The organism is Variovorax rhizosphaerae (assembly GCF_037889975.1).
Lineage (GTDB): Bacteria > Pseudomonadota > Gammaproteobacteria > Burkholderiales > Burkholderiaceae_C > Variovorax > Variovorax rhizosphaerae.
Genome location: NZ_JBBKZT010000014.1, coordinates 162,267 through 185,570, shown reverse-complemented (window position 1 = coordinate 185,570; position 23,304 = coordinate 162,267). Strand labels below are relative to the sequence as shown.

Here is a 23,304-nt window from a genome sequence, read left to right as displayed (position 1 = left end):
ACCAGCGAACCGCAAGTGTCGAATGCGAGGACGCCTCCTCATGGCGAGTGCCGTTCCACATGCTGCGTCACGTGATGGACATCTGAGCAACGGGGCTGCTCGGACAGATACCGTGATGCGCTCGGAAACGCTGCTGGAGAGCACGGCCTCCTGCTGCGCACGCAGCACGCCGCGCGCGACACCGGCGTCGGCGCCGGGTGCGGACTGGGCCATCGCGAAAGGTGCGGCAAGAAGGGCCAGGGAAAGAAGGCTGAGACGGCTTGCGCGCTGAAGGGAACCGGCTTGGGAGGAGAAGTAGGTCATGGCGTTTTACTCGTTCAAGATTCAGGAATTGGCGGGGGTGGCAGCGGAAGCGACGGGGTCGAGGCGCTTGGCCCACATGCCGCGCAGCTTGCCGGCCAGCTCGTTCACCGGCTGTGCGCTGCTCATGTCCTTCTCCACCGGGTCGATGCCCAGCGAGGAGTACACGTTGGCGTAGGCGTTCTGCAGGTCGGCCAGCGCCAGGTCGTAGCGCACCTCCGACACGAGCGTGTTCATCTGCTCGCGGATCAGCGTCTGGCGACTGAGCTTGTCGGACTTGAAGCCCGCGTCGATCTGCTTCTCGATCTTTTCCTGCACGTTGAAGTAGCGGCCCGCCGTGTCCAGCTCACGCACGCGGAACTCGTAGCGCGCTCGCGCCACTTCCACCTGCGTGCCCACGGCCATCGTCAGGGCGAGGGCGCGCTGGTCGAGCAATTGGCCTTGCGCCTTCACCTTGGCTTGCGCGGCCGGCAGGCTGAACACGTTCAGCAGGTTCCAGCTGGCACGGGCACCAAAGCCCAGCCAGTTGCTGTTGTAGAGGAAGCTGTTGTCACTGTGATCCAGGCCGGCGAACACACGCAGGCTGGGCAGTGCGCGCAGGTAGGCGACCGTCTCTTCACGGTCGTTGTTGCGCAGCTGGTAAGCCACCTCACGCAGTTCGGGGCGGTTCTCGATGGCCGTCTGCAGCATGTCCTTGCCCGGCAGGCTGAAGGGCTTCCACTGCATGTTGCGCGTGGGCATGGCCACCTTGTATTGCGTGTCCGCGGGCAGGTTCATCAGGGCAGCGAGTTGCTGCTTGGCCACGCTCAGTTCACGCCCGAGGTTCTGCGCTTCGCGGCGGATGCTGAGCAGTTCGCGCTGGTACGTCAGCGGGGCCAGCGGGGCGGAGAGACCGGCCTTTTCCTGCTTCTCGGCTTGCTCGAGGGCTGTGCGGGTGACCGCTTCGAGTTCATTGATCTTGCCCAGCAGGCGCTCGGCGCTGACGGCACGCCAGTAGGCGGTGCGTACGTCCTCGATGATGCGGTTGACGACCTTGCGCTTGCGTTCCTCGGCGATGTTGACTTCGTCACTGGCCTGCTTGGCACGCACGTAGGAGAGACCGAAGTCCAGCACGTCCCAGCTCAGCGTGAGGTCGCTGGCGAGCACGTTGCGGTCCGACGAGGTGGAGGGCTCCAGCGAGACCCGGCCGGTGGTGATGGAGCGGCTGACGCCACCCGAGTCGTTGTCGCGCCCGGCGTAGTCGAGCGTGGCGACCATCTTGGGCAGCATGTCGTAGCTCTTCAGGTCGAGGTCGCGCTTGCTCAGTGCCAGCGACATGAGTTCGACACGGGAGTCGAGGTTGTACTTGATGGCGCGCGCCATGGCTTCGTACAGGTCGATCGGGCCGGTGACGGGTTCCTGGTCGGCGGCGACGCGCTGGATCAGGTCCGCGGCGCGGTCCTTGTTCTGCTGCGCCTCGAAGGGCTGCGGGGCCACCGCGCAACCCGTCAGTGCGATGCACAGAAGGGCTGCAGAGGCAGAACCCTTGAGGGTCCATTGGGCGGGCTTGAAAAAATTGGCTTGCTTCATATCGTCTGGAACTCCGTCGGTGTTGCTGCGTTGCTCGAATAAATCAACCTCAGCCAATTTCTTCAAGATCGCAATTAAATGAATTGCCAGCCATTTGACCGGCACCATCTTCAATTCGCGATCTACAAAATCGGCCCGAAAGCAGCGTTGACCGCTGCAAAGCTATTCGGAGACATCGTTTCGCTCGGGAATCACTGGTTCGACGAAGTCTGGAATTGCCGGTCATTGGCAGGTTCCAACGCTTCGGGACGCTGGGAGCTAGTGACCGGATTCAATGTTAAAAGCCGCCGCCATCCCGGTCTGCGAGTTCATTCCCACGGCGCCGCTGACATTTCTTATCAGCGTCGGGAAAATTCGGACGGGAATTGAATGGAGGGGTCCGGCGGGGGGTTTGCAAGACGGGCGGCGGCAACCGCCACGCTCGCTCGCCTCAGCCGGCGCAAGGCATCCGCATGCCAAGCCGTGTCACGCGAATTGCGGCGATTGCAGGGCCGATCCTGCCAGCGAAAGAAGTGTTCTGGCCAGGTGCCGCGGGTTGGCGGGCTGCACGAGCCGGGTGATCGAGTGAGACGATCCGCGGAATGCGGGACGGCGCCCGCAGCAAGTGCGGAACCCGTCAGTGCGCGCGATTTGGGGCGCGCCAAGCGGCCTCGGTGGGTTTCAACCCGAAGTGGCTCTGCCATCTCGGCTTGATCCCCCGCCGGGCGAGCCGGGCGCAACCCAGCCGTGGTGCCGTCAAGCCGATGTGGCTGGGGCAACTCGGCTTGATCTCCGTCTCGGAGGGGTAGGTCGGGCGCAGCCCGAACCGGGAGGCTTAGCCCTTTGCCGCAGTGGCGACGGCGTCCTGCCGCTTGGCCCACATGCCGCGCAGCTTGCCGGCCAGCTCGTTCACCGGCTGTGCGCTGCTCATGTCCTTCTCCACCGGGTCGATGCCCAGCGAGGAGTACACGTTGGCGTAGGCGTTCTGCAGGTCGGCCAGCGCCAGGTCGTAGCGCACCTCCGACACGAGCGTGTTCATCTGCTCGCGGATCAGCGTCTGGCGACTGAGCTTGTCGGACTTGAAGCCCGCGTCGATCTGCTTCTCGATCTTTTCCTGCACGTTGAAGTAGCGGCCCGCCGTGTCCAGCTCACGCACGCGGAACTCGTAGCGCGCTCGCGCCACTTCCACCTGCGTGCCCACGGCCATCGTCAGGGCGAGGGCGCGCTGGTCGAGCAATTGGCCTTGCGCCTTCACCTTGGCTTGCGCGGCCGGCAGGCTGAACACGTTCAGCAGGTTCCAGCTGGCACGGGCACCAAAGCCCAGCCAGTTGCTGTTGTAGAGGAAGCTGTTGTCACTGTGATCCAGGCCGGCGAACACACGCAGGCTGGGCAGTGCGCGCAGGTAGGCGACCGTCTCTTCACGGTCGTTGTTGCGCAGCTGGTAAGCCACCTCACGCAGTTCGGGGCGGTTCTCGATGGCCGTCTGCAGCATGTCCTTGCCCGGCAGGCTGAAGGGCTTCCACTGCATGTTGCGCGTGGGCATGGCCACCTTGTATTGCGTGTCCGCGGGCAGGTTCATCAGGGCAGCGAGTTGCTGCTTGGCCACGCTCAGTTCACGCCCGAGGTTCTGCGCTTCGCGGCGGATGCTGAGCAGTTCGCGCTGGTACGTCAGCGGGGCCAGCGGGGCGGAGAGACCGGCCTTTTCCTGCTTCTCGGCTTGCTCGAGGGCTGTGCGGGTGACCGCTTCGAGTTCATTGATCTTGCCCAGCAGGCGCTCGGCGCTGACGGCACGCCAGTAGGCGGTGCGTACGTCCTCGATGATGCGGTTGACGACCTTGCGCTTGCGTTCCTCGGCGATGTTGACTTCGTCACTGGCCTGCTTGGCACGCACGTAGGAGAGACCGAAGTCCAGCACGTCCCAGCTCAGCGTGAGGTCGCTGGCGAGCACGTTGCGGTCCGACGAGGTGGAGGGCTCCAGCGAGACCCGGCCGGTGGTGATGGAGCGGCTGACGCCACCCGAGTCGTTGTCGCGCCCGGCGTAGTCGAGCGTGGCGACCATCTTGGGCAGCATGTCGTAGCTCTTCAGGTCGAGGTCGCGCTTGCTCAGCGCCAGCGACATGAGTTCGACACGGGAGTCGAGGTTGTACTTGATGGCGCGCGCCATGGCTTCGTACAGGTCGATCGGGCCGGTGACGGGCTCCTGGTCGGCGGCGACGCGCTGGATCAGGTCCGCGGCGCGGTCCTTGTTCTGCTGCGCCTCGAAGGGCTCCGGGGCGACCGCGCAACCGGTCAGGGCGATGCACAGCAGGGCCGCGTAGGCCGGACGCTTGAGGACGGCCTTGCTCAATTCCTGTGCGGCGGCGCCAAATCTTGCTTTTTCAGTGTTCATACGATTAATTCAAGCTTCTATTCGAGCGGGCGACGCGCCTTGCGTTGACCCTGAAATTGCCAGACCCTCCGGACCGCAACGCGCCGACAATTGATTTGCCTCTGAACGCTTGCAATACTTCAAATCAGACAGTTCCTGCCTTGTTGATGTCCTGGCCCAAGAATCGATTCAACGGAATCAATTTCAGCTGCACGGAAATAGCGACCCTTGATCGACGACGTACTACGACCTTCGCCGGTGAACCCGTCGCTCGGGGGCATCAACATCAGCGCTTATTGGGCCGCATCGTCATCAAAAGTCCTGTACGAGTCGCCCGCCAAGCGCGCGAGCCATTTCCCAAAGCCCTGCAGAAATTTCCTGCCGGACGGCAAGGCCCCTCTCAATTGATAAACATTTCATGAAAGACCACGGTCAACCGGCCCGCTCGCCCTGACGAAGGCGTCGCCTGCCGGCGCCACGGTTTCCCGGCGCGGCGCACCTCCGCAGCACAGGCCACCAGCGCCGTCGAATAAAATCGCGGCCCTTCCCTACCTCACCGTGCGGCCTCCAGCGCGAAGCCGCCCGCGTTCCCTGCACCCCCATGAGCGACACCCTGCTGCAACCCGGCCTTGAAAGCCTCTCCAAATCCTTCGAACCCGCCGCGCTGGAGAAGCACTGGGGGCCGGAGTGGGAAAAGCGCGGCTATGCCAAGGCCGGCTACCGCGGCACGCAGGCACCGAAGGAAGGCGCACCTGCCTTTTCGATCCAGCTGCCGCCGCCGAACGTCACCGGCACCCTGCACATGGGCCATGCGTTCAACCACACGATCATGGACAGCTTCACGCGCTACCACCGCATGGCGGGCGCGAACACGGTCTGGGTGCCGGGCACCGACCACGCCGGCATCGCCACGCAGATCGTGGTGGAGCGCCAGTTGCAGGAACAGAAGCTCGACCGCCATGAACTCGGCCGCAAGAACTTCGTCGCGCGCGTGTGGGAATGGAAGGAGAAGTCCGGCAACACCATCACCGGCCAGATGCGCCGCCTCGGCGACACGGTGGACTGGAGCCGCGAATACTTCACGATGGACGACAAGCTGTCGAAGGTCGTCACCGACACCTTCGTCAAGCTCTACGAAGAAGGCCTGATCTACCGCGGCAAGCGCCTGGTCAACTGGGACCCGGTGCTCAAGACCGCCGTGAGCGACCTCGAGGTCGAGAGCGAGGAAGAGAACGGCTTCCTCTGGCACATCGCCTACCCGCTGGAAGACGGCTCCGGCTCGCTGACCGTCGCGACCACGCGCCCGGAGACCATGCTCGGCGACACCGCCGTGATGGTCCACCCCGAGGACGAGCGCTACACGCACCTGATCGGCAAGAACGTCAAGCTGCCGCTGGTCGATCGCCTCATTCCCGTGATCGCCGACGAGTACGTCGACAAGACCTTCGGCACCGGCGTGGTCAAGGTCACGCCCGCGCACGACAACAACGACTATGCCGTCGGCCAGCGCCACAAGCTGCCGATGATCGGCGTGCTCACGCTCGACGCGACCGTCAACGAGAACGCGCCCGAGAAGTACCGCGGCATGGACCGCTTCGTCGCGCGCAAGGCCGTCGTGGCCGACCTCGAGGCATTGGGCCTTCTGGTCGATACGGTCAAGCACAAGCTCATGGTCCCGCGCTGCACCCGCACCGGCGCCATCATCGAGCCCATGCTCACCGACCAATGGTTCGTCGCGATGAGCCAGCCGGATGCGAAGGGCCAGTCCATCGCGCAAAAGGCCATCGACGCCGTCCAATCCGGCGAGGTCCGCTTCGTCCCCGAGAACTGGGTCAACACCTACAACCAGTGGATGAACAACATCCAGGACTGGTGCATCAGCCGCCAGCTCTGGTGGGGCCACCAAATCCCCGCCTGGTACGACGAGGAGGGCAAGGTCTACGTCGCACGCAGCGAAGCCGATGCACAAGCACAGGCCGGCAGCGGCAAGACGCTCACGCGCGACGAGGACGTGCTCGACACTTGGTACTCCTCCGCGCTGGTGCCCTTCTCGACCATGGGCTGGCCGGACGCCACGGGCGACTCGCCCACCTCCGACTACAACCTCTACCTCCCCTCCTCCGTGCTCGTCACGGGCTACGACATCATCTTCTTCTGGGTCGCCCGGATGATCATGATGACCAAGCACTTCACCGGCCGCGTGCCCTTCCGCGACGTCTACATCCACGGCGTGGTGCGCGACTCGCACGGCCACAAGATGAGCAAGTCCGAAGGCAACGTGCTCGATCCGGTCGACCTCATCGATGGCATCGCCTTGCCCGAGTTGCTCGACAAGCGCACGCAAGGCCTGCGCCGCCCCGAGACCGCACCGCAGGTCCGCAAGAACACGCAGAAGGAATTCCCCGAAGGCATCCCCGCCTTCGGCGCCGACGCGATGCGCTTCACCTTCGCATCGCTGGCCTCGCTCGGCCGCAGCATCAACTTCGACCCCAAGCGCTGCGAGGGCTATCGCAACTTCTGCAACAAGCTCTGGAACGCCACGCGCTTCGTGCTGATGAACTGCGAAGGCCAGGACTGCGGCCTGCGCGAGCACACCAAGGAAGAGTGCGCCGTCGGCGGCCCCGCCCACGGCTACCTGACGTTCAGCAAGGCCGACTACTGGATCACCTCGCAACTGCAGCGCGTCGAAGCCGCCGTCGCCAAGGGCTTCGAGGAATACCGCCTCGACAACGTCTCCACCGCCATCTACCAGTTCGCCTGGGACGAGTTCTGCGACTGGTACCTGGAAATCGCCAAGGTCCAGATCCAGAACGGCAACGATTCGCAGAAGCGCGCCACGCGCCGCACGCTGATCCGCGTGCTCGAAGCATTGCTGCGCCTGGCCCACCCCATCATCCCGTTCATCACCGAAGAGCTCTGGCAGAAGGTCGCCCCCGTCGCGGGCCGTGCCGGCGAGTCGATCATGATCGCCGCCTACCCTCAGTCGCAGCCCGGGAAGATCGACGAAGCCGCCGAGGCCCACGTCGCCAAGCTCAAGCAACTGGTCGACGCCTGCCGCACCTTGCGCGGCGAGATGAACGTCTCGCCCGCCACGCGCCTGCCGCTCTACGCCGTGGCCGACAACGCCGACGAAGCCGCCTTCATCCGCGACGCCGCACCGGTGCTGCAAGCCCTGGCCAAGCTCAAGGAAGTGAAGCTCTTCGACGACGAGGCCGCATGGTCTGCCGCGGCCGAGGCCGCACCCGTGGCCGTCGCCGGCGCGGTGCGTTTCTGCCTGCACATGGAAATCGACAAGGCCGCGGAAAAGGCACGCATCGGCAAGGAGACCGCCCGCATCGAAGGCGAGATCGCCAAGGTGCATGGCAAGCTCGGGAATGAGGCCTTCGTACTGAAGGCCCCACCGGCGGTGATCGAACAGGAGCGCAAGCGCCTGACCGATTTCAGCGCCATGTTGGCCAGGCTGCAAGACCAGCTCGCAAGATTGGGATAAGCAACAGGCGCGCACGCGGCAGTAAGGGCAGCGCGACCTGCGGACAGTCCGATCGACGCTGCAGGTCTGCCGCCTGACCCATCGGCGCCCCCGGCCCAAAGCCAGTCATCGAGCAGACGAAGGGAAGTTGCAAATGCGTTCGGAATCACGCGGTCGCGAGTGTGCTCGCGGCGATTCACCGCGATTCGACAGGCGGCAACGCCCTCGACTTGTTCACATGTCCAATCAGGTTGAGCGCTTCGGCTGACACGTTCTGAACTCCATCGCCACTAATATCCAGCACTCGCCCGCTGCTACTTCCAAACATCCGATGTCTTCCTTCACCACCATTCGCAAAGCCGTCTTCCCGGTTGCCGGCTTCGGCACCCGCTTCTTGCCCGCCACCAAGGCCCAGCCCAAGGAAATGCTGCCGGTGGTCGACAAACCGCTGATCCAGTACGCCGTCGAAGAAGCCTACGCCGCCGGCATCCGCGACATGATCTTCGTCACCGGCCGCAACAAGCGCGCCATCGAAGACCATTACGACACCGCCTACGAACTGGAAAGCCAACTCGAGGCCAGCAAGAAGTTCGAACTGCTCGACATCGCGCGCTCGGTCATGCCCGACGACATGACCTGCTCCTACGTGCGCCAGCCGCGCATGCTGGGCCTGGGCCATGCGGTGCTCTGCGCGGAGCATCTGGTCGGCGACGAGCCCTTCGCGGTCTTGCTGGCCGATGACCTGATGGTCGGCCCGCCAGGCGGCGAGCCGGTCCTCGCCCAGATGACACGCGCCTTCGGCACGCTCCAAAGCTCCTTGCTCGCCGTGCAGGAAGTACCGCTCGACCAGGTCCGTCGCTACGGCATCGTGGCCGGCGACGCGATGGAAGCCGGGCTCACCAAGATCACGCGCATGGTCGAGAAGCCCAAGCCCGAGGATGCGCCTTCGCGCCTGGGCGTGGCCGGCCGCTACATCCTCACGCCCGCCGTGTTCGACGAAATCCGCAGCCAACCCACCGGCGCCGGCGGCGAGATCCAGCTGACCGACGGCATCGCGTCGCTGCTGAAGAAGGAATCGGTCTACGCCTATGCCTACCAGGGCACGCGCTACGACTGCGGCAGCAAGGAAGGCTTCCTGCAAGCCACGGTGGAACTGGCCCTGGCCCACCCCGAGGTCGGCGGGGAGTTTCGCGCCTACCTCAAGAGCCTCGCGCTCTGACCTGAACGCGCTGCGCCGCACGCGGCCCGCAACACCCGGGGCGGCCTGGCTCAAGCGATAGCAATGCCTGTCATCCGCTTGGTCATCGCGTGACGAAGCGGACGACTTCATCGTCGCTGATCGGCGTCAGAGGCGCCCCGGTCAGTTCACGCAGGCTCGCGACCATGTGCTGGGCCCACAGGGTGTTCATCGCGGTGCCCGCATGCCCATCGCCGAGCCAGGCGTTTTCGGGCCCATCGCCAGCGGTGTTGGAGACCCGCAGCGGGCCGATCATGACCGGCCGGTACGCAGGCTCGCCCTCAGGTCCGCGCTCACCCCAGAGCCCCTTGAACCAGGCGCCGGTATCCACGTACCCGACAAGGCCCGGGCGGCGGGCCGCGCTGCCCCGCAATGCGACGCCGAACGCTTCCACGGCCTTGCGAATGTTCTCCCTTTCCCGGGCGCTGCGGAAGCGCTCGAAGGTGCCAGGATCGTCGACGTCGCTGGCCGGACCGACCATTAGGAAGCGCGTCGTCGGATGCGCGGCATGGATCACCTCGACCGCCCGCTCGATCTGTCCGGTGCAATAGTCGATGACAGCACGAATCGCCGGATCCGAGGGACTGCGGGCCTGCAGGTCCAGCAGCCGATTCCAGTCGTTGGTGCCGATGTTGAACACCACGACGCCCCGGCGCCATCGCTCGGGCTCCGTGTTCATCAGCGCCAGCAGCCGCGGAACCTGCTGGTAGCGTTGCCCCAAGCGATCGCCCAAGATGTTCTTGCAAACCGCACCGGTGTTGGCGAAGTTGTAGAGGTAATCCTCTTTCAGCGGTGCCCGCCCACCGCCCAGGCCGACCACATCCCGCAGCCATGCGACAACACCGTTGCGTCCCCAGCGCACCCAGGGACCCAGGTCGATTTCGGCTCCTCGCATGCGGGCCAGCACTTCGGTCCACTGGAAGGTGCGCTCGTGCAAAGCGGCATGACGCAAGCCGCCCCCAGGCGGAAAAGTGATCCGGTCCTGGTAGGAATGACTCCCCGAATCGCCGATCACCGCCAGCGGAAGCGCAGAAGTGATCGGTCGATGGCGGGCGGCGGCAGGCAGGTTGTCCGGCCACAACACCGCCACGAGCAGAATCGCCATGCCCACGACGAGGGCGATCAACATCAGGCGGACAAGCATCGGAGCAGCCTCAAGCGGTCGTTTCAACCCATGCCCGCCCGCGATGGTTCAGCTCAATGGGCAGCTTCAACCGGTGTCCACCCGTGGCCGTCCAGCCTCATCGAATGGCTTCAGCGCCGCCGCAGCACATGAATGAAATCGTCGCCCTGCGTCTGCTGTTCCACCAGGTCATTGCCGGTCTGGCGCGAAAACGCCTGGAAGTCGCGCACCGATCCGGCATCGGTCGAGACGACCCTCAGCAACTGGCCGCTCGCGAGTTCATTGAGCGCCTTCTTGGCCTTGAGGATCGGCAAGGGGCAATTGAGGCCGCGGGTGTCGAGCTCTTTGTGGATGTGCATGCGAATCCTTGATCAGTCCCGAATTCTAGGTTTTGTCAGCGCTGTTCGTGGTGTCGCGGGGCATGCCACGCACGCCCGCCAGGGCTCTGGATCTACGACGCCGGCACGGTATTCGCGGGCCTCGGCCATTCCATGAACGTCGGCTCATGGCCACGCGTGCGCAGCCAGTCGGCCAGCGCATAGCCAGTGCCGGCCGGCCAGCAGCGCAGGTCCGGCAGGTCGTAGAGGCGGTAGTCGACCAGTTCCGGCGAGAGGTTCACCTCGCCGTCGGCCACCGCGTGGTAGGCGATGATGACCTGGTTCATGCGCTGGAAGTCGTACACGCCAACCAGATTGAGTTCGCTCGCATCAAGGTTGGTTTCTTCCTTGATCTCGCGCGCAATGCCTTCTTGCGGCGTTTCGCCGGCCTCCATGAAGCCGGTGATGAGCGCGTACATCTTGTGCGGCCACGCGGCATTGCGCGCCAGCAGCACCTGGCCCCGGTACTCGATGATCGCGGCCAGCACCGGCGTCGGGTTGTTCCAGTGCGTGTGGCCGCAGGCCGGGCAACGCAGGCGCGACTTGGGTCCGCCGTCTTCACTGAGTTCGATCCACGCCAGTGGCGTGGCGCAGGCGGGGCAAAACTTGGGATCGGGCATGTCAATTCCGTGGGGTTATCGATGAACGAGGCGCGCGGCGGCTGGCCATTCGTTCGGACGTGGGAATCATCCTACGCGGGGAACACGCCGGTCGACAAATAGCGGTCACCCCGGTCGCAGACGACGAAGACGATGGTGGCATTGGTCACCGTCTTGGAGATTTCCAACGCCACCCACAGCGCACCCGCCGCGGAGATGCCGCCAAAGATGCCCTCCTCGCGCGCCAGGCGCCGGCACATCTCCTCGGCACTGTCCTGGCTCACGTTGACCACCTGGTCGACACGGCTCGGGTCGTAGATCTTCGGCAGGTAGGCCTCGGGCCACTTGCGGATGCCCGGAATGCGCGAGCCTTCGTCCGGCTGCGCACCGACGATCTGGATCAACGGGTTCTTTTCCTTCAGGAAGTGCGAGACGCCGGTGATGGTGCCGGTCGTGCCCATCGCGCTCACGAAGTGCGTGATGCGCCCGCCGGTGTCTTCCCAGATCTCGGGGCCGGTCGTTTCGTAGTGGATGCGCGGGTTGTCCGGGTTGGCGAACTGGTCGAGCACCCGCCCTTTGCCCTGTACCACCATGCGGTCGGCCAGGTCGCGCGCGTATTCCATGCCGCCGCTCTTGGGCGTGAGGATCAGTTCGGCGCCGAAGGCCTTCATGGTCTGCGCGCGCTCCACGGAAAGATCCTCCGGCATGATCAGCACCATGCGGTAGCCCTTGATGGCCGCAGCCATCGCCAGCGCGATGCCGGTGTTGCCCGAGGTGGCCTCGATCAGCGTGTCGCCGGGCTGGATCTCGCCACGCTCCTCGGCGCGCTTGATCATCGACAGCGCGGGCCGGTCCTTCACCGAGCCGGCCGGGTTGTTGCCCTCCAGCTTGCCGAGGATCACGTTGCCCCGCTTGTCGTTTTCCGCGGCATCGATGCGCCGCAAGGCAACCAGCGGCGTCTTGCCGATCGCGTCTTCAATCGTCGGGTAATTCATGGGGAGTCACTGTGCCATAATTTCGGGCTGCACTCCTCCCGTTGCCCGGGTGGTGAAATTGGTAGACGCAGGGGACTCAAAATCCCCCACCGAAAGGTGTGCCGGTTCGATTCCGGCCCCGGGCACCATCGGCACTTTGCAGTTGCCGCCAGCGAGTTCCACATCCGTGTCATGCGCCACTGCGACAGTGGCGATAGATGCCCCAGGCGCATCGAGCCGCGATGGCCAGCGCCGTGAAACGGAATGGGCGCGTAGCGTCCACGCACCCCAGAATCGCGGAATGGCCGAAGCATCCTCGCATCCGCACTGGCGGCGCAATCTCATCGTCTGCATGTTCGGCTCGTTCACGACCATCGTCGCGATGACGTTGCTGCTGCCCTTCCTGCCGATCTACGTCGAGCAACTGGGCGTGACGGACCACGCGGCCATCGTGCAATGGTCAGGGGTCGCATTTGGTGCAACCTTCTTCAGCGCGGCGCTGTGCGCGCCGCTGTGGGGGAAGCTGGCGGATCTTTACGGGCGCAAGCTGATGCTGATCCGCGCCAGCCTGGGCATGTCGGTGGCGATGGCGCTGATCGGCGTGGCGGACAACGTGTGGCACCTGGTCGGCCTGCGATTGCTGGCGGGCCTGCTCGGCGGCTGTGCCTCGGGCTCGATGGTGCTGGTGGCGACGCAGACGCCGAAGGACCGCACCGGCTGGGCGCTCGGCACCATGTCGTCGGCCATCATGGCGGGCAATCTCGTGGGGCCGTTGATCGGGGGTGCGCTGCCGCCGCTGATCGGCATCCGCAACACCTTCTTCGCCGCAGGCGCGGTGATCTTCGTGGCCTTCCTGGCGACCGTAACGCTGATCCGCGAAGAGAAGCGACCGCCGGTCATCAAGGGTGCGCAGGTGAAGGTCGGCTGGGCGTCGATCGACGACAAGGGTCCGATCGTGGCGATGTTCATCACCGGCACGCTGCTGATGCTGGCCAACATGTCGATCGAGCCGATCATCACGGTCTACGTGGCACAGCTCGTGGCCGACCCGGTGCACGTGACGATGATGGCCGGGCTGGTGATGTCGGCGGCGGCGCTGGGCAGCATCCTGTCTTCCGCGCGGCTCGGCAAGCTGGCGGACCGCGTGGGGCACTGGAACGTCATCGTCGGCTGCCTGGCCGTGTCGGCCGTGCTGCTGGTGCCTCAGGCCTTCGTGACTTCAGGGTGGCAGCTGGTGGCGCTGCGCTTCCTGATGGGGCTGTCGCTGGGCGGCCTGCTGCCGTGCATCGCCAGCGTGATCCGCCATAACGCGCCGGAGCGCGCGGCCGGACAGATGCTGGGCTGGTCGGTTTCGGCGCAGTACACCGGGCAGGTGGTCGGGCCGCTGCTGGGTGGCTTCGTGGGCGGGCACTACGGGATGCGCGCGGTGTTCCTGGGCACGTGCGTGTTGATGGCGGGTGGGGCGTTGTGGAACTGGCGCGTGAAGCGTTAGTTGGTCCACCGAATCACTGAGATCGGAGCGGATCTGTCCACCCGATAAGGGCGTCCGTCACCGCCCATTTCAATGATTCATTATCAGCACCAGCGCCTCCGACGCGCAATCAAGCAAAAGTCTCGAAGGTCGCGTTGAGCCGGTCGACGTAGGCCTTCTTCGCCGACGCGTCGATGAAGCTGCCGTTGAAACTGTTGGCCGCGAGTTGCCAGGCTTGTTGCGCCGAGAGTCCGGTCGCCGCGAAGGTCTGCGTGAAGTTCTCGTTCATGTAGCCGCCGAAGTAGGCCGGGTCGTCGGAGTTGACCGTGGCGACGAGGCCCGCGTCGAGCAATGCACCGAGGTTGTGATTCGACAGGTCCGGGAACACGCAGAGCTTCAGGTTGGACAGCGGGCAGACGGTCAGCGGGATCTTGTCCTGCGCCAAGCGCTTCATCAGTGCCGCGTCCTTGCTGCTCTGCACACCATGGTCGATGCGCTCGACCTTGAGCACGTCGAGCGCGCTCCACACGTAGGCCGGCGGACCCTCCTCGCCCGCATGCGCGACGAGGTGAAAGCCCAGTTCGCGGCAGCGCGCGAACACCTTCGCAAACTTCTCGGGCGGATGGCCGACCTCGCTCGAATCGAGGCCGATGCCGATGAACTTGTCCCGATATGGCAGTGCCTGCTCCAGCGTCTCGAAGGCCTCCTGCTCGCTCAGGTGGCGCAGGAAGCAGAGGATCAGCGCGGCACTGACGCCGAGCTTGCTTTTGGCATCGACGCAGGCGCGGTGCAGGCCGTCGATCACGACCTTCACGTCGACGCCGCGCGCCGTGTGCGTCTGCGGGTCGAAGAACATCTCGCAATGGATCACGTTGTCGGCCGCCGCGCGCTCCAGATAGGCCCAGGCCATGTCATAGAAGTCCTGCTCCTTCAGCAGCACGCTGGCGCCGGCGTAGTAGATGTCGAGGAAGCTCTGCAGGTTGGTGAAGGCATAGGCGCGCCGCAGTTCCTCGACGCTCGCGTAGGGAAGGCTCACCGCATTGCGCTGCGCCAGCGCGAAGATCAGCTCAGGCTCCAGCGAGCCCTCGATGTGCATGTGCAGTTCAGCCTTGGGCATCGCGCGCAGCAGCGCGGGCAGGCGGTCTTGGGCGATGGGGCGGACAGTGGTCATGGTGGGTGTCGTAGTCAGGTTGAGCGCTGGGCGTTGCAATGGCCTTGAATTCGGAGCGGGCAGCCGAACGCAGAAGTCACAGAGGTTTCTCAGAAATCGCAAAAGGAATGCCTGAAATTTTCCTTGAATCCTTCTGCGACTTCTGCGTTCTTTTTTCTTCCTTCTGCGTTCGGCTACGCGCATTCCTCAGCCTCAAAACAAAAAGGCCGCTCGAAAGCGGCCCCTTGTCGATCCGAAGATCGAATTACTTCTTGTCGCCCGGCACCTTGCCGTCCACGCCCTTGACGTAGAAGTTCACGCCGGACAGGAACTTGTCGTCGGCCACGGCGCCACCGGCGATCAGTTCCTTGCCGTCGTTGCCGACGATCGGGCCCTTCCAGATCTGGAAGCTGCCGTCCTTCAGACCCTTCTTGACTTCTTCCACCTTGGTCTTGATCTCGGCCGGCACGTCTTCGGCGATCGAGACGATGTCGATCGCGCCTTCCTTCACGCCCCACCAGGCTTGGCCGGTCGTCCACTTGTTGTCGAGCGCATCCTGCGTGGCCTTGATGTAGTACGGGGTCCAGTTGATGATGGCCGATGCCAAGTGGGCCTTCGGGCCGTAGGCGGTCATGTCCGAATCCCAGCCGAAGGCGCGCTTGCCTTTTTCTTGCGCCGTCTTCAGCACGGCTGGCGAGTCGGTGTTCTGGAACAGCACGTCGGCGCCGCCGTTGATGAGGGCGGTGGCGGCTTCGGTTTCCTTCGGCGGGCTGAACCATTCGTTGACCCACACGACCTTGGTCGTGATCTTCGGGTTGACCGACTGCGCGCCCATGGTGAAGCTGTTGATGTTGCGCAGCACCTCAGGAATCGGCACCGAGCCGACCACGCCGAGCTGGTTGCTCTTGGTCATGCCCCCAGCGATGACGCCGGCCATGTACGCGCCTTCATAGGTGCGGCTGTCGTAGGTGCGCATGTTCGGCGCGGTCTTGTAGCCGGTGGCATGCTCGAACTTCACGTCCGGGAAGTCCGGCGCGATCTTGAGCATGGGCTCCATGTAGCCGAAGGTGGTGCCGAAGATCAGCTTGGCGCCCGAGCTGGCCATTTCGCGGAACACGCGCTCGGCATCCGCCGATTCGGGCACGCTTTCGACGAAGCTGGTCTTGATCTTGTCGCCGAACTCCTTCTCCAGCGCCTTGCGGCCGTTGTCGTGCGCGAAGGTCCAGCCGCCGTCGCCCACAGGGCCGACATAGGCGAAGGCGATGTTCAGCGGGCCCGAGGCGGCAGGTGCCGGCGCAGGTGCGGCAGCGGTGGGCGCCGGAGCGGCGGGGGCAGCCGGAGCCGCAGCCTCTTCCTTCTTGCCACAGCCCACGAGGGCAGCCGAAGCGATGGCCGTCAATGCAGCCAGCTTGAGCAGGGAACGCTTGTTCATCAGATCGGTCATTGTTGGAAATCCTCAGAGAGACAGGTTGGCAGAACTACAAGAAATCACAGGTGCGGATTATGAGCCGGGGTAGAACGGTTTCCCGATCGACGCCGGCATGTTCACGCGGATGAACGCGGGGTTGCGGGAGATCAGCGCCAGCACGACGATGGTGGCGACGTACGGCATCATGTTCAGGAACTGGCTGGGCATGTCGACACCCACGCTTTGCAGGTGAAAGCCCAGCATCGTCACGCCGCCGAACAGGTAGGCACCAAGCAACACGCGTGCCGGCCGCCAGGTCGCGAAGGTGGTCAGTGCCAACGCGATCCAGCCCTTGCCGGCCACCATGTTCTCCACCCACAGCCCTGTGTAGACCACCGACAGGTAGGCGCCTGCAAGACCGCACAGCGCACCGCCGGCGATCACCGCCAGCAAGCGGATGCGACGCACCGGGTACCCCAGCGCATGCGCCGATTCCGGCGACTCGCCGACCGAGCGCAACACCAGGCCCGAGCGCGTGCGGAACAGGAACCAGATCAGTCCAAAGGTCAGGAACACCGCGAAGTACACGATCGGATGGTGCTGGAACAGCGCCGGCCCGACCACTGGCAAGTCACCCAGCCCCGGGATGCTGAACTTCAGACTCTCCGGCAGCTTGGCCTGCACATAGTCCTTGCCGGCAAAGGCCGAGAACCCGACGCCGAACAGGCTCAGCGCCAACCCGGTCGCGTACTGGTTGGTGTTGAGCCAGATCACCAGGAAGCCGAACAGCATCGACAGGAAGGCGCCGACCGACATGCCCGCCAGGAAGCCGAACCAGCTGCTGCCGGTCTTCACGGTGACCGCGAAGCCGGCGATGGCGGCGCAGAGCATGAGCCCTTCGGCGCCGAGGTTGACGATGCCGGCCTTCTCGTTGATGAGCAGGCCGAGCGCGGCAATGGCCAGCACGGTGCCGGCGCTGAGCATCGAGCCCAGCAGGAGTGCGTACGAGTCCATGTCAACGTCCGCCCGGCCGCCCGAAGGACGTTGAGTGTCCCCTCGGGGGGCAGCGATGCACGAAGTAAAGAGTGTGGGGGGTCATGTCAGAGCGCTCCTTCGGTAACGCGTGCAACGGGTTGCGCAGTGAGGGGGGTGCTGGCTTGCAGCGAAGCCGTTCCGCTGGAAACGGATACCGGTCGGGGCGCCGCCTTGCGCCGGATGCGATAGGCGATGAGCGTGTCGCAGGCCAGCAGCGTGAACAGCAGCAAGCCCTGGAACACGCCGGTCAGTGACTTCGGCAAGCCCAGGCGCGACTGCGCGAGTTCACCGCCGATGTAGAACATGCTCATCAGGATGGCCGAGAACACCATGCCGACCGGATGCAGCCGTCCGACGAAGGCCACGATGATGGCGGCGAAGCCATAGCCCACCGGCAGGTAGGGCGTGAGCTGGCCGATCGGACCGGCGACTTCGAGGGCACCGGCCAAGCCGGCCGCAGCGCCCGAGGTGAGCAAGGCGATCCACACCGCGCGCCGGGCCGAGAAGCCCGCGTAACGCGAAGCCGCCGGCGCGAGGCCACCGACCTGCTGCGCAAAGCCGGCCCGCGTGCGGAACAGGAAGATCCACAGCGCCGCGACGCCGATCAACGCGATGATCAATCCGATGCTCACACGAGAGCCCTTCATGAGGCGCGGTATCTGCGTGATCACATCGAAGGGTTTGCTCTGCGGAAAGTTGAAGCCCGCCGGATCCTTCAGCGGTCCGGCGACCACATAGCCCAGCACCAGGATGGCGATGTAGACCATCATCAGCGTCACGAGGATTTCGTTGGCGTTGAACTTGTCGCGCAGCACCGCCGCGATCGCCGCCCAGGCCATGCCGCCCAGGACCCCTGCCAGGATGATGGCTGGCACGATCCAGGGGCCGGTGCTCTTGTCGGCCAGCACCGCCACGAAGGACGAACAGATCGCGCCGATCACGAACTGGCCCTCCGCGCCGATGTTCCACACATTCGAGCGGAAGCACACGGCCAGGCCCAGCGCGATGATCAGGAGCGGTGTCGCCTTGACCATCAACTCGCCGAGCGCATAGCCGTTCTTGATCGGCTCGTAGAAGAACACCAGCAGGCCCTTGACCGGGTCCTTGCCGAGCGCGGCGAACAGCGCCATGCCGATCAGTACCGTGATCAGCAGCGCCAGGATGGGCGAGCCATAGCTCCAGAATTTGGAAAGCTGTGGACGGGCTTCAAGCTTGAGCATGTGCGGCCTCCCTTGCTGCGGCGGCGCCTTGCCAGAGTCCGCTCATCCATTCACCGATCTGCGGCACCGTGGCCGCGGCCCGATCGACCGAGGGCGACAACTGCCCCTTGGCGATCACATACAGGCGGTCACTGATCTCGAAGAGTTCGTCGAGTTCTTCGCTCACCACCAGCACCGCGCAGCCCGCGTCGCGCAGTGCAAGGATCTCGGCACGGATCAGCGCCGCGGCGCCCACGTCCACGCCCCAGGTCGGCTGCGCCACGATGAACAGCTTCGGGTTGGCATCGATCTCGCGACCGACGATGAACTTCTGCAGGTTGCCGCCCGACAGCGACCGCGCTGCCGAGCCCGGCCCGCCGGCCTTCACGTTGAAGCGCTTGATGATCTCGGCCGCATGGCCCTGCAGGGCGCCGGTGCGGATCCAGCCGCTCTTGCTGATCGCGTTGTCGCGCGTCAGCAGCATGTTGTGGGCCAGGCTCAGCGTCGGCACCGCGCCGCGACCCAGTCGCTCCTCGGGCACGAAATGCATGCCCAGCTTGCGTCGGCCGCGAGGTCGCAATCGGGCCGCGGCCTGGCCGAACATCTCGATCATGCCGGCCTCGGCCCGCGTGTCCTCACCCGACAGTGCATAGAGCAGTTCCTTCTGCCCGTTGCCCGAGACCCCGGCAATGCCGACCACCTCGCCGCCGCGCACCTCCATGTTCACGCCGTCGAGGTCGACGCCGAACTGGTCTTCGCGGGCCAGCGTCAGCCCCTTGACCCGCAACGCAACACCACCGACCTTGACCTGGCGATGCTGCAACGGCGGCGGCTCGGCACCGATCATCAGGCGCGACAGCGACTCATTGCTCTCCTGCTGCGGGTTGCACACGCCCGTGACCTTGCCGCCGCGCAGCACCGTGCAGGCGCTGCACAACTCGCGGATCTCATGCAGCTTGTGGCTGATGTAGAGGATGCTGCAGCCTTCGGACGACAACTGCTTGAGCACCACGAACAGCTTCTGTACCGCCTGCGGCGTCAGCACCGAAGTCGGCTCGTCAAGGATCAGCAGCTTGGGATTGGTGAGCAGCGCGCGGATGATCTCGACGCGTTGCATTTCGCCGACCGACAAGGTGTGGACAGGACGCGTCGGATCCATGTCCAGCCCGTATTCGCTGGCCTTGGCTTCGACGCGGCGCGCCACCTCGGCCAGCGCCAGGCTCTTGTCGAGCCCGAGCCAGACGTTCTCGGCTACTGTGAGTGTGTCGAACAGGCTGAAGTGCTGGAACACCATGCTGATGCCCAGCGCCCTCGCCTCTTGCGGATTGCGGATGTTGACCGGCTGGCCATTGAAACTGACGGTGCCTTCATCCGGCTTCACCGAGCCGTAGATGATCTTCATCAGTGTCGACTTGCCGGCGCCGTTCTCGCCGAGGACGGCATGGGCTTCACCGGGCTGGACGGTGAGGGAAACGTCGCTGTTCGCGACCACGGCGGGATAGCGCTTCGTGATGTTCGAAAGCTGGAGTCTGTAGGGTGTCATGACCTTTGCGCGTTGTCATTCTTCATCTGGATCAGTCGCTGACCGTCCGTCCCGCGGAACGACGCCAGTCGCCATCCTTTTTATCACCCCCTACTCTTGGACCGGCCCTAGGCCTTTTGTTTGATCGCCCCTCCGCTACTGGACCGCAGCGATGCGGCGACGTTCTTGCTTCGCTCTCGCAACCACTGCGCGGAGATGGAGGTGTGGGTTCGCTCGTGCCAGAGCTGGTAGTACATCAACTGCGGCAGCGCGACCGGGCATTCCATGATGGTGACGGGCATGCGCCCCACCAGGCGCTCGCAGTACTGGCGGCCCGTGGTGAGCACCAGCAAGCTCGATGCCACCATGTCGGGCATCAGGCTGAAATGCGCGCAACGGGCGGTGATGTTGCGCTGCAGGTTGAGTTCATCGAGCATCTGGTCGATGACGCCGCGCGCGCCCGGGTGCGTGGGCGTCGGTGCGATGTGCTCGGCGGCAAGCCAGGTGCGGGCATCCCAGCCGCGCCGCGCCGCGGGATGGTCCTTGCTGACCAGCGACACCACCTCGTCGGCGAACAGCTTCGCCATGTGCAGGTCTTCCGGCGGCTTGAGCCAGTTGCCGATGACCAGGTCGACATGGCCCAGCGACAGGTGGGCGTGGTAGTCGGAATCCGGCGACAGCGGATGGATCTCGATCTTGCACAGCGGCGCCTGGCTCTTGATCTGCGCCACGAGCATCGGCAGGAAGAGCGGGTCAAGGTAATCGCTCGCGGCGATGCGGAAGGTGGCGGTGGCCTTCTGCGGATCGAAGCCGCGCGCGTCACTGAAGAGCACCTCCGCCGCGCGCAGGATGCTGGCGCTGGGCTCGATCATGCGCAGGCCGGCATCGGTGGGCACCATGCCGGTACCGGAGCGCACCAGCAGCGGGTCGCCAGAAAGATCACGCAGGCGCTTGAGCGCGGCCGAGACCGCTGGCTGGTACATGCCGAGCCGGATCGCCGCGCGCGACACGCTCCTGTCCGTCAAAACCGTGTACAGCACCCGGATCAGATGCAGGTCGATCTTGTCGAAAAGCGCGTTGTCTCTCATGACGCCTCGATCAAGCCGCGGACTGCACGGCCGTGATGGCGTCGAGGATGGCCTCGCTGGTCGCGGGCGCGCGCAGCGGCGGGTCGTTCTTGTGGTTGGCCACGGCCGACACCGCGTCGCGGATCGCGTAGAACACCGAGAACGGCAGCAGCAGCGGCGGTTCGCCGACCGCCTTGCTGCGGTGGATCGAGTCCTGGAAGTTGTCGCCTTCGAACAGCTGCACGTTGAACACCGGCGGGCAATCGTTGGCCGTCGGGATCTTGTAGGTGCTCGGTGCGTGCGTGGTGAGCTTGCCGCTCTGCGGGTGCCAGACCAGTTCTTCGGTGGTGAGCCAGCCCATGCCCTGGATGAAGGCGCCCTCGACCTGGCCGATGTCGACTGCCGGGTTCAACGAGCGGCCCGCGTCGTGCAGGATGTCGGCGCGCAGCAGCTTCCATTCGCCGGTGAGCGTGTCGATGACGACTTCGCTCACGGCCGCGCCATAGGCGAAGTAGTAGAACGGGTTGCCCTTCATCTTCTCGCGGTCCCAGCTCAGCCCCGGGGTGGCGTAGAAGCCGTCCGACCAGAGTTGCACGCGGTCGATGTAAGCCTCGCCGACGAGCGTGGCGAAGTCGATGGTGCGGCCGTTGACCTCGACCTTGTCGTTGGCGAAGCGCACGGCGGATGCCTCGCCGCCATGACGCGCGGCGGCGCAGGCGGCCAGGCGCTCGCGAATCTGGCGTGCCGCATCCTGCGCGGCCTTGCCGTTGAGGTCGGCGCCGGTCGATGCCGCGGTGGCAGAAGTGTTGGCAACCTTGGTGGTGTCGGTGGCGGTGGCGCGCACGCTTTCGAAACTCACGCCCAGTTCATGCGCCACGACCTGCGCCACCTTGGTGTTCAGCCCCTGGCCCATTTCGGTGCCGCCATGGTTCACCAGGATGGAGCCATCGGTGTAGACGTGGACAAGCGCGCCGGCCTGGTTGAAGTGCTTGACGTTGAAGGAGATGCCGAACTTCAATGGCGCCAGCGCGATGCCGCGCTTGAGCACCGGGCTCGTCGCATTGAAGGCCTCGACTGCGGCGCGGCGCGCGCGGTAGTCGCTGCTGTCTTCCAGCTGGGTGACCAGCTTGTCGATGATGTTGTCCGACACCACCTGCTCGTACGGCGTGACGTTGCGCTCGGTCTTGCCGTAGAAGTTGGTGCGGCGCACGTCGAGCGGATCTCTCCCGAGCTTGCGTGCGACCGTGTCCATGATGTTCTCGATGGCGATCGCGCCTTGCGGTCCGCCGAAGCCGCGGAAGGCCGTGTTGCTCTGCGTGTTGGTCTTGCCCGAATAGCCGTGCATCGACACGTCCGGCAACCAGTAGGCATTGTCGAAGTGGCACATGGCGCGGGTCATCACCGGGCCTGACAGGTCGGCCGAATGGCCGGCACGCGAGACCATCGTGATCTCCGCACCGAGGATGTGGCCCTCGTCGTCGTAGCCCACCTCGTACTCGTACCAGAAGCAGTGGCGGCGCCCGGTGATCATGAAGTCATCGTCGCGGTCGAGCCGCAGCTTGACCGGACGCTTCACATGATTGGCCGCAATGGCCGCCACGCAGGCGAACAGCCCCGACTGCGATTCCTTGCCTCCGAAGCCGCCGCCCATGCGCCGGCATTCGACATGCACTTCATTGGCATGCAGGTGCAGCGCATGCGCGACCATGTGCTGCATCTCGCTCGGATGCTGGGTCGAGCAATAGACGTGCATCGCGCCGGCTTCCTTGGGGATGGCGTAGCTGATCTGCCCTTCCAGGTAGAACTGCTCCTGGCCGCCCACGTCGAAGCTGCCCTTGAGGCGATGCGGCGCCTTGGCGATCGCGGCCTTGGCGCCGCCTTCGTTCGTCGTGCGCTCGAGGTGCATCGGCGGCAGGACGTACTGGCCCTTCTCATGGGCCTGGCGTGGGGTCAGCACCGGCGGCTCGGCGTCGATGGTGAGCACCGACTTGGCCTTGGCGGCAGCGCGGCGTGCGATGTCGCGCGTTTCGGCAATGACTGCGAACACAGGCTGACCAAGGTGGCGGATGTCGCCCTGGCAGAGGATCGGGTCGTCATGGATGATCGAGCCGCAATCGTTGGTGCCGGGAATGTCGGAGGCGGAGAGCACCGCCACCACGCCCGGAATCGCACGGATGGCGTCGAGGTTCATGCCGGTCAGCCGGCCATTGGCCACGGGCGACAGGCCGAGCGCGCAATGCAGCGTGCCAGCCAGTTCGGGGATGTCGTCGATGTAGGTGGCCTCGCCGGCCACGTGCAATTGCGCCGATTCGTGCGGGCGGCTGATGCCGACACGGGCGCCGTCGCCATGGGCCTTGGCTTCGGCTGCAACGTCGATGCGGGCGGCCGCGTTCTTGAGATAGTCCGCAAAGGCCTCCGCGGTTTGCAGCAGGCGTGCGTCGATGGGTTTGTTCATCT

18 protein-coding genes and 1 tRNA gene are annotated in these 23,304 nt (G+C 65.0%); 5 read left to right on the top strand and 14 right to left on the bottom strand.

Features of this window, described 5'->3' with window-relative positions:
• The 3 genes from WKW82_RS27345 to WKW82_RS27335 all read right to left on the bottom strand — a co-directional run.
• The coding region (locus WKW82_RS27345) for a hypothetical protein (RefSeq protein ID WP_340345701.1) at positions 1 to 303 on the bottom strand (303 nt) is incomplete at its 3' end.
• A gap of 21 nt (positions 304 to 324) precedes the next feature.
• Positions 325 to 1,869: a TolC family protein gene (locus WKW82_RS27340; protein ID WP_340345699.1), complete on the bottom strand. Its 1,545-nt coding sequence runs from the start codon at positions 1,867 to 1,869 to the stop codon at positions 325 to 327.
• Positions 1,870 to 2,683: 814 nt separating this feature from the next.
• Complete coding sequence (locus WKW82_RS27335; protein ID WP_340345698.1) at positions 2,684 to 4,237, bottom strand: TolC family protein; 1,554 nt, start codon at positions 4,235 to 4,237, stop codon at positions 2,684 to 2,686.
• A 207-nt stretch (positions 4,238 to 4,444) separates the two neighbouring features.
• Here WKW82_RS27335 and WKW82_RS27330 point away from each other — a divergent pair, with 207 nt between their 5' ends.
• From WKW82_RS27330 to galU, 3 genes are all read left to right on the top strand, one after another.
• Positions 4,445 to 4,624 carry a hypothetical protein gene (locus WKW82_RS27330; RefSeq protein WP_340345697.1) on the top strand — a complete coding sequence of 60 codons (180 nt, stop codon included), beginning with the start codon at positions 4,445 to 4,447 and terminating at the stop codon, positions 4,622 to 4,624.
• A 193-nt stretch (positions 4,625 to 4,817) separates the two neighbouring features.
• Positions 4,818 to 7,706 (top strand): valine--tRNA ligase, encoded by a 2,889-nt coding sequence (locus tag WKW82_RS27325; protein WP_340345696.1) that lies wholly within the window; start codon positions 4,818 to 4,820, stop codon positions 7,704 to 7,706.
• Between the two features lie 310 nt (positions 7,707 to 8,016).
• Entirely contained in the window at positions 8,017 to 8,904 is an 888-nt protein-coding gene (gene galU, locus WKW82_RS27320; protein WP_340345695.1) for a UTP--glucose-1-phosphate uridylyltransferase GalU, read from the top strand.
• Positions 8,905 to 8,986: 82 nt separating this feature from the next.
• On the opposite strand, the gene WKW82_RS27315 is transcribed toward galU, so the two are convergent.
• From WKW82_RS27315 to cysM, 4 genes are all read right to left on the bottom strand, one after another.
• Positions 8,987 to 10,066, bottom strand: a complete 1,080-nt coding sequence (locus WKW82_RS27315; protein WP_340345694.1) for an SGNH/GDSL hydrolase family protein — start codon at positions 10,064 to 10,066, stop codon at positions 8,987 to 8,989.
• Between the two features lie 110 nt (positions 10,067 to 10,176).
• Positions 10,177 to 10,404 (bottom strand): sulfurtransferase TusA family protein, encoded by a 228-nt coding sequence (locus WKW82_RS27310; protein WP_340336141.1) that lies wholly within the window; start codon positions 10,402 to 10,404, stop codon positions 10,177 to 10,179.
• 92 nt (positions 10,405 to 10,496) lie between these two features.
• The gene (locus WKW82_RS27305) at positions 10,497 to 11,042 is read right to left on the bottom strand and encodes an NUDIX domain-containing protein (RefSeq protein WP_340345692.1); all 546 of its coding nucleotides are present in this window, start codon (positions 11,040 to 11,042) and stop codon (positions 10,497 to 10,499) included.
• Positions 11,043 to 11,113: 71 nt separating this feature from the next.
• Positions 11,114 to 12,016 carry a cysteine synthase CysM gene (cysM, locus tag WKW82_RS27300; protein ID WP_340345691.1) on the bottom strand — a complete coding sequence of 301 codons (903 nt, stop codon included), beginning with the start codon at positions 12,014 to 12,016 and terminating at the stop codon, positions 11,114 to 11,116.
• Positions 12,017 to 12,059: 43 nt separating this feature from the next.
• On the opposite strand from cysM, the gene WKW82_RS27295 reads away from it, so the two are divergent.
• Positions 12,060 to 12,144, top strand: a tRNA-Leu gene (locus WKW82_RS27295).
• 152 nt (positions 12,145 to 12,296) lie between these two features.
• Positions 12,297 to 13,487 (top strand): MFS transporter, encoded by a 1,191-nt coding sequence (locus WKW82_RS27290; protein WP_340345689.1) that lies wholly within the window; start codon positions 12,297 to 12,299, stop codon positions 13,485 to 13,487.
• Positions 13,488 to 13,596: 109 nt separating this feature from the next.
• Here the strand turns inward: WKW82_RS27290 and WKW82_RS27285 are convergent, their stop codons facing one another.
• The 7 genes from WKW82_RS27285 to xdhB all read right to left on the bottom strand — a co-directional run bounded on the left by WKW82_RS27285 (position 13,597) and on the right by xdhB (position 23,302).
• A complete protein-coding gene (locus WKW82_RS27285; RefSeq protein WP_340345687.1) occupies positions 13,597 to 14,637 on the bottom strand; it encodes an adenosine deaminase in 1,041 nt (346 codons plus the stop codon).
• A gap of 244 nt (positions 14,638 to 14,881) precedes the next feature.
• A complete protein-coding gene (locus WKW82_RS27280; RefSeq protein ID WP_340345686.1) occupies positions 14,882 to 16,060 on the bottom strand; it encodes a BMP family ABC transporter substrate-binding protein in 1,179 nt (392 codons plus the stop codon).
• A 57-nt stretch (positions 16,061 to 16,117) separates the two neighbouring features.
• A complete protein-coding gene (locus WKW82_RS27275; RefSeq protein WP_340345684.1) occupies positions 16,118 to 17,038 on the bottom strand; it encodes an ABC transporter permease in 921 nt (306 codons plus the stop codon).
• 86 nt (positions 17,039 to 17,124) lie between these two features.
• A complete protein-coding gene (locus WKW82_RS27270; protein ID WP_340345683.1) occupies positions 17,125 to 18,279 on the bottom strand; it encodes an ABC transporter permease in 1,155 nt (384 codons plus the stop codon).
• Positions 18,266 to 19,801 carry an ABC transporter ATP-binding protein gene (locus WKW82_RS27265; RefSeq protein WP_340345682.1) on the bottom strand — a complete coding sequence of 512 codons (1,536 nt, stop codon included), beginning with the start codon at positions 19,799 to 19,801 and terminating at the stop codon, positions 18,266 to 18,268. The genes WKW82_RS27270 and WKW82_RS27265 overlap by 14 nt, the downstream gene beginning before the upstream one ends.
• Before the next feature lie 107 nt (positions 19,802 to 19,908).
• Positions 19,909 to 20,868 carry a LysR family transcriptional regulator gene (locus tag WKW82_RS27260; RefSeq protein WP_340345680.1) on the bottom strand — a complete coding sequence of 320 codons (960 nt, stop codon included), beginning with the start codon at positions 20,866 to 20,868 and terminating at the stop codon, positions 19,909 to 19,911.
• A 10-nt stretch (positions 20,869 to 20,878) separates the two neighbouring features.
• On the bottom strand, positions 20,879 to 23,302 hold the full coding sequence (xdhB, locus tag WKW82_RS27255) for a xanthine dehydrogenase molybdopterin binding subunit (RefSeq protein ID WP_340345679.1): 2,424 nt from the start codon (positions 23,300 to 23,302) through the stop codon (positions 20,879 to 20,881).
• Positions 23,303 to 23,304 lie beyond the last annotated feature (2 nt).

Coding starts and splice junctions, on each gene's coding strand:
- WKW82_RS27340 (WP_340345699.1), bottom strand. CDS start 1,869: ATGAAGCAAGCCAATTTTTTCAAGCCCGCCCAATGGACCCTCAAGGGT.
- WKW82_RS27335 (WP_340345698.1), bottom strand. CDS start 4,237: ATGAACACTGAAAAAGCAAGATTTGGCGCCGCCGCACAGGAATTGAGC.
- WKW82_RS27325 (WP_340345696.1), top strand. CDS start 4,818: ATGAGCGACACCCTGCTGCAACCCGGCCTTGAAAGCCTCTCCAAATCC.
- galU (WP_340345695.1), top strand. CDS start 8,017: ATGTCTTCCTTCACCACCATTCGCAAAGCCGTCTTCCCGGTTGCCGGC.
- WKW82_RS27315 (WP_340345694.1), bottom strand. CDS start 10,066: ATGCTTGTCCGCCTGATGTTGATCGCCCTCGTCGTGGGCATGGCGATT.
- WKW82_RS27310 (WP_340336141.1), bottom strand. CDS start 10,404: ATGCACATCCACAAAGAGCTCGACACCCGCGGCCTCAATTGCCCCTTG.
- WKW82_RS27305 (WP_340345692.1), bottom strand. CDS start 11,042: ATGCCCGATCCCAAGTTTTGCCCCGCCTGCGCCACGCCACTGGCGTGG.
- cysM (WP_340345691.1), bottom strand. CDS start 12,016: ATGAATTACCCGACGATTGAAGACGCGATCGGCAAGACGCCGCTGGTT.
- WKW82_RS27290 (WP_340345689.1), top strand. CDS start 12,297: ATGGCCGAAGCATCCTCGCATCCGCACTGGCGGCGCAATCTCATCGTC.
- WKW82_RS27285 (WP_340345687.1), bottom strand. CDS start 14,637: ATGACCACTGTCCGCCCCATCGCCCAAGACCGCCTGCCCGCGCTGCTG.
- WKW82_RS27280 (WP_340345686.1), bottom strand. CDS start 16,060: ATGACCGATCTGATGAACAAGCGTTCCCTGCTCAAGCTGGCTGCATTG.
- WKW82_RS27275 (WP_340345684.1), bottom strand. CDS start 17,038: ATGGACTCGTACGCACTCCTGCTGGGCTCGATGCTCAGCGCCGGCACC.
- WKW82_RS27270 (WP_340345683.1), bottom strand. CDS start 18,279: ATGCTCAAGCTTGAAGCCCGTCCACAGCTTTCCAAATTCTGGAGCTAT.
- WKW82_RS27265 (WP_340345682.1), bottom strand. CDS start 19,801: ATGACACCCTACAGACTCCAGCTTTCGAACATCACGAAGCGCTATCCC.
- WKW82_RS27260 (WP_340345680.1), bottom strand. CDS start 20,868: ATGAGAGACAACGCGCTTTTCGACAAGATCGACCTGCATCTGATCCGG.
- xdhB (WP_340345679.1), bottom strand. CDS start 23,302: ATGAACAAACCCATCGACGCACGCCTGCTGCAAACCGCGGAGGCCTTT.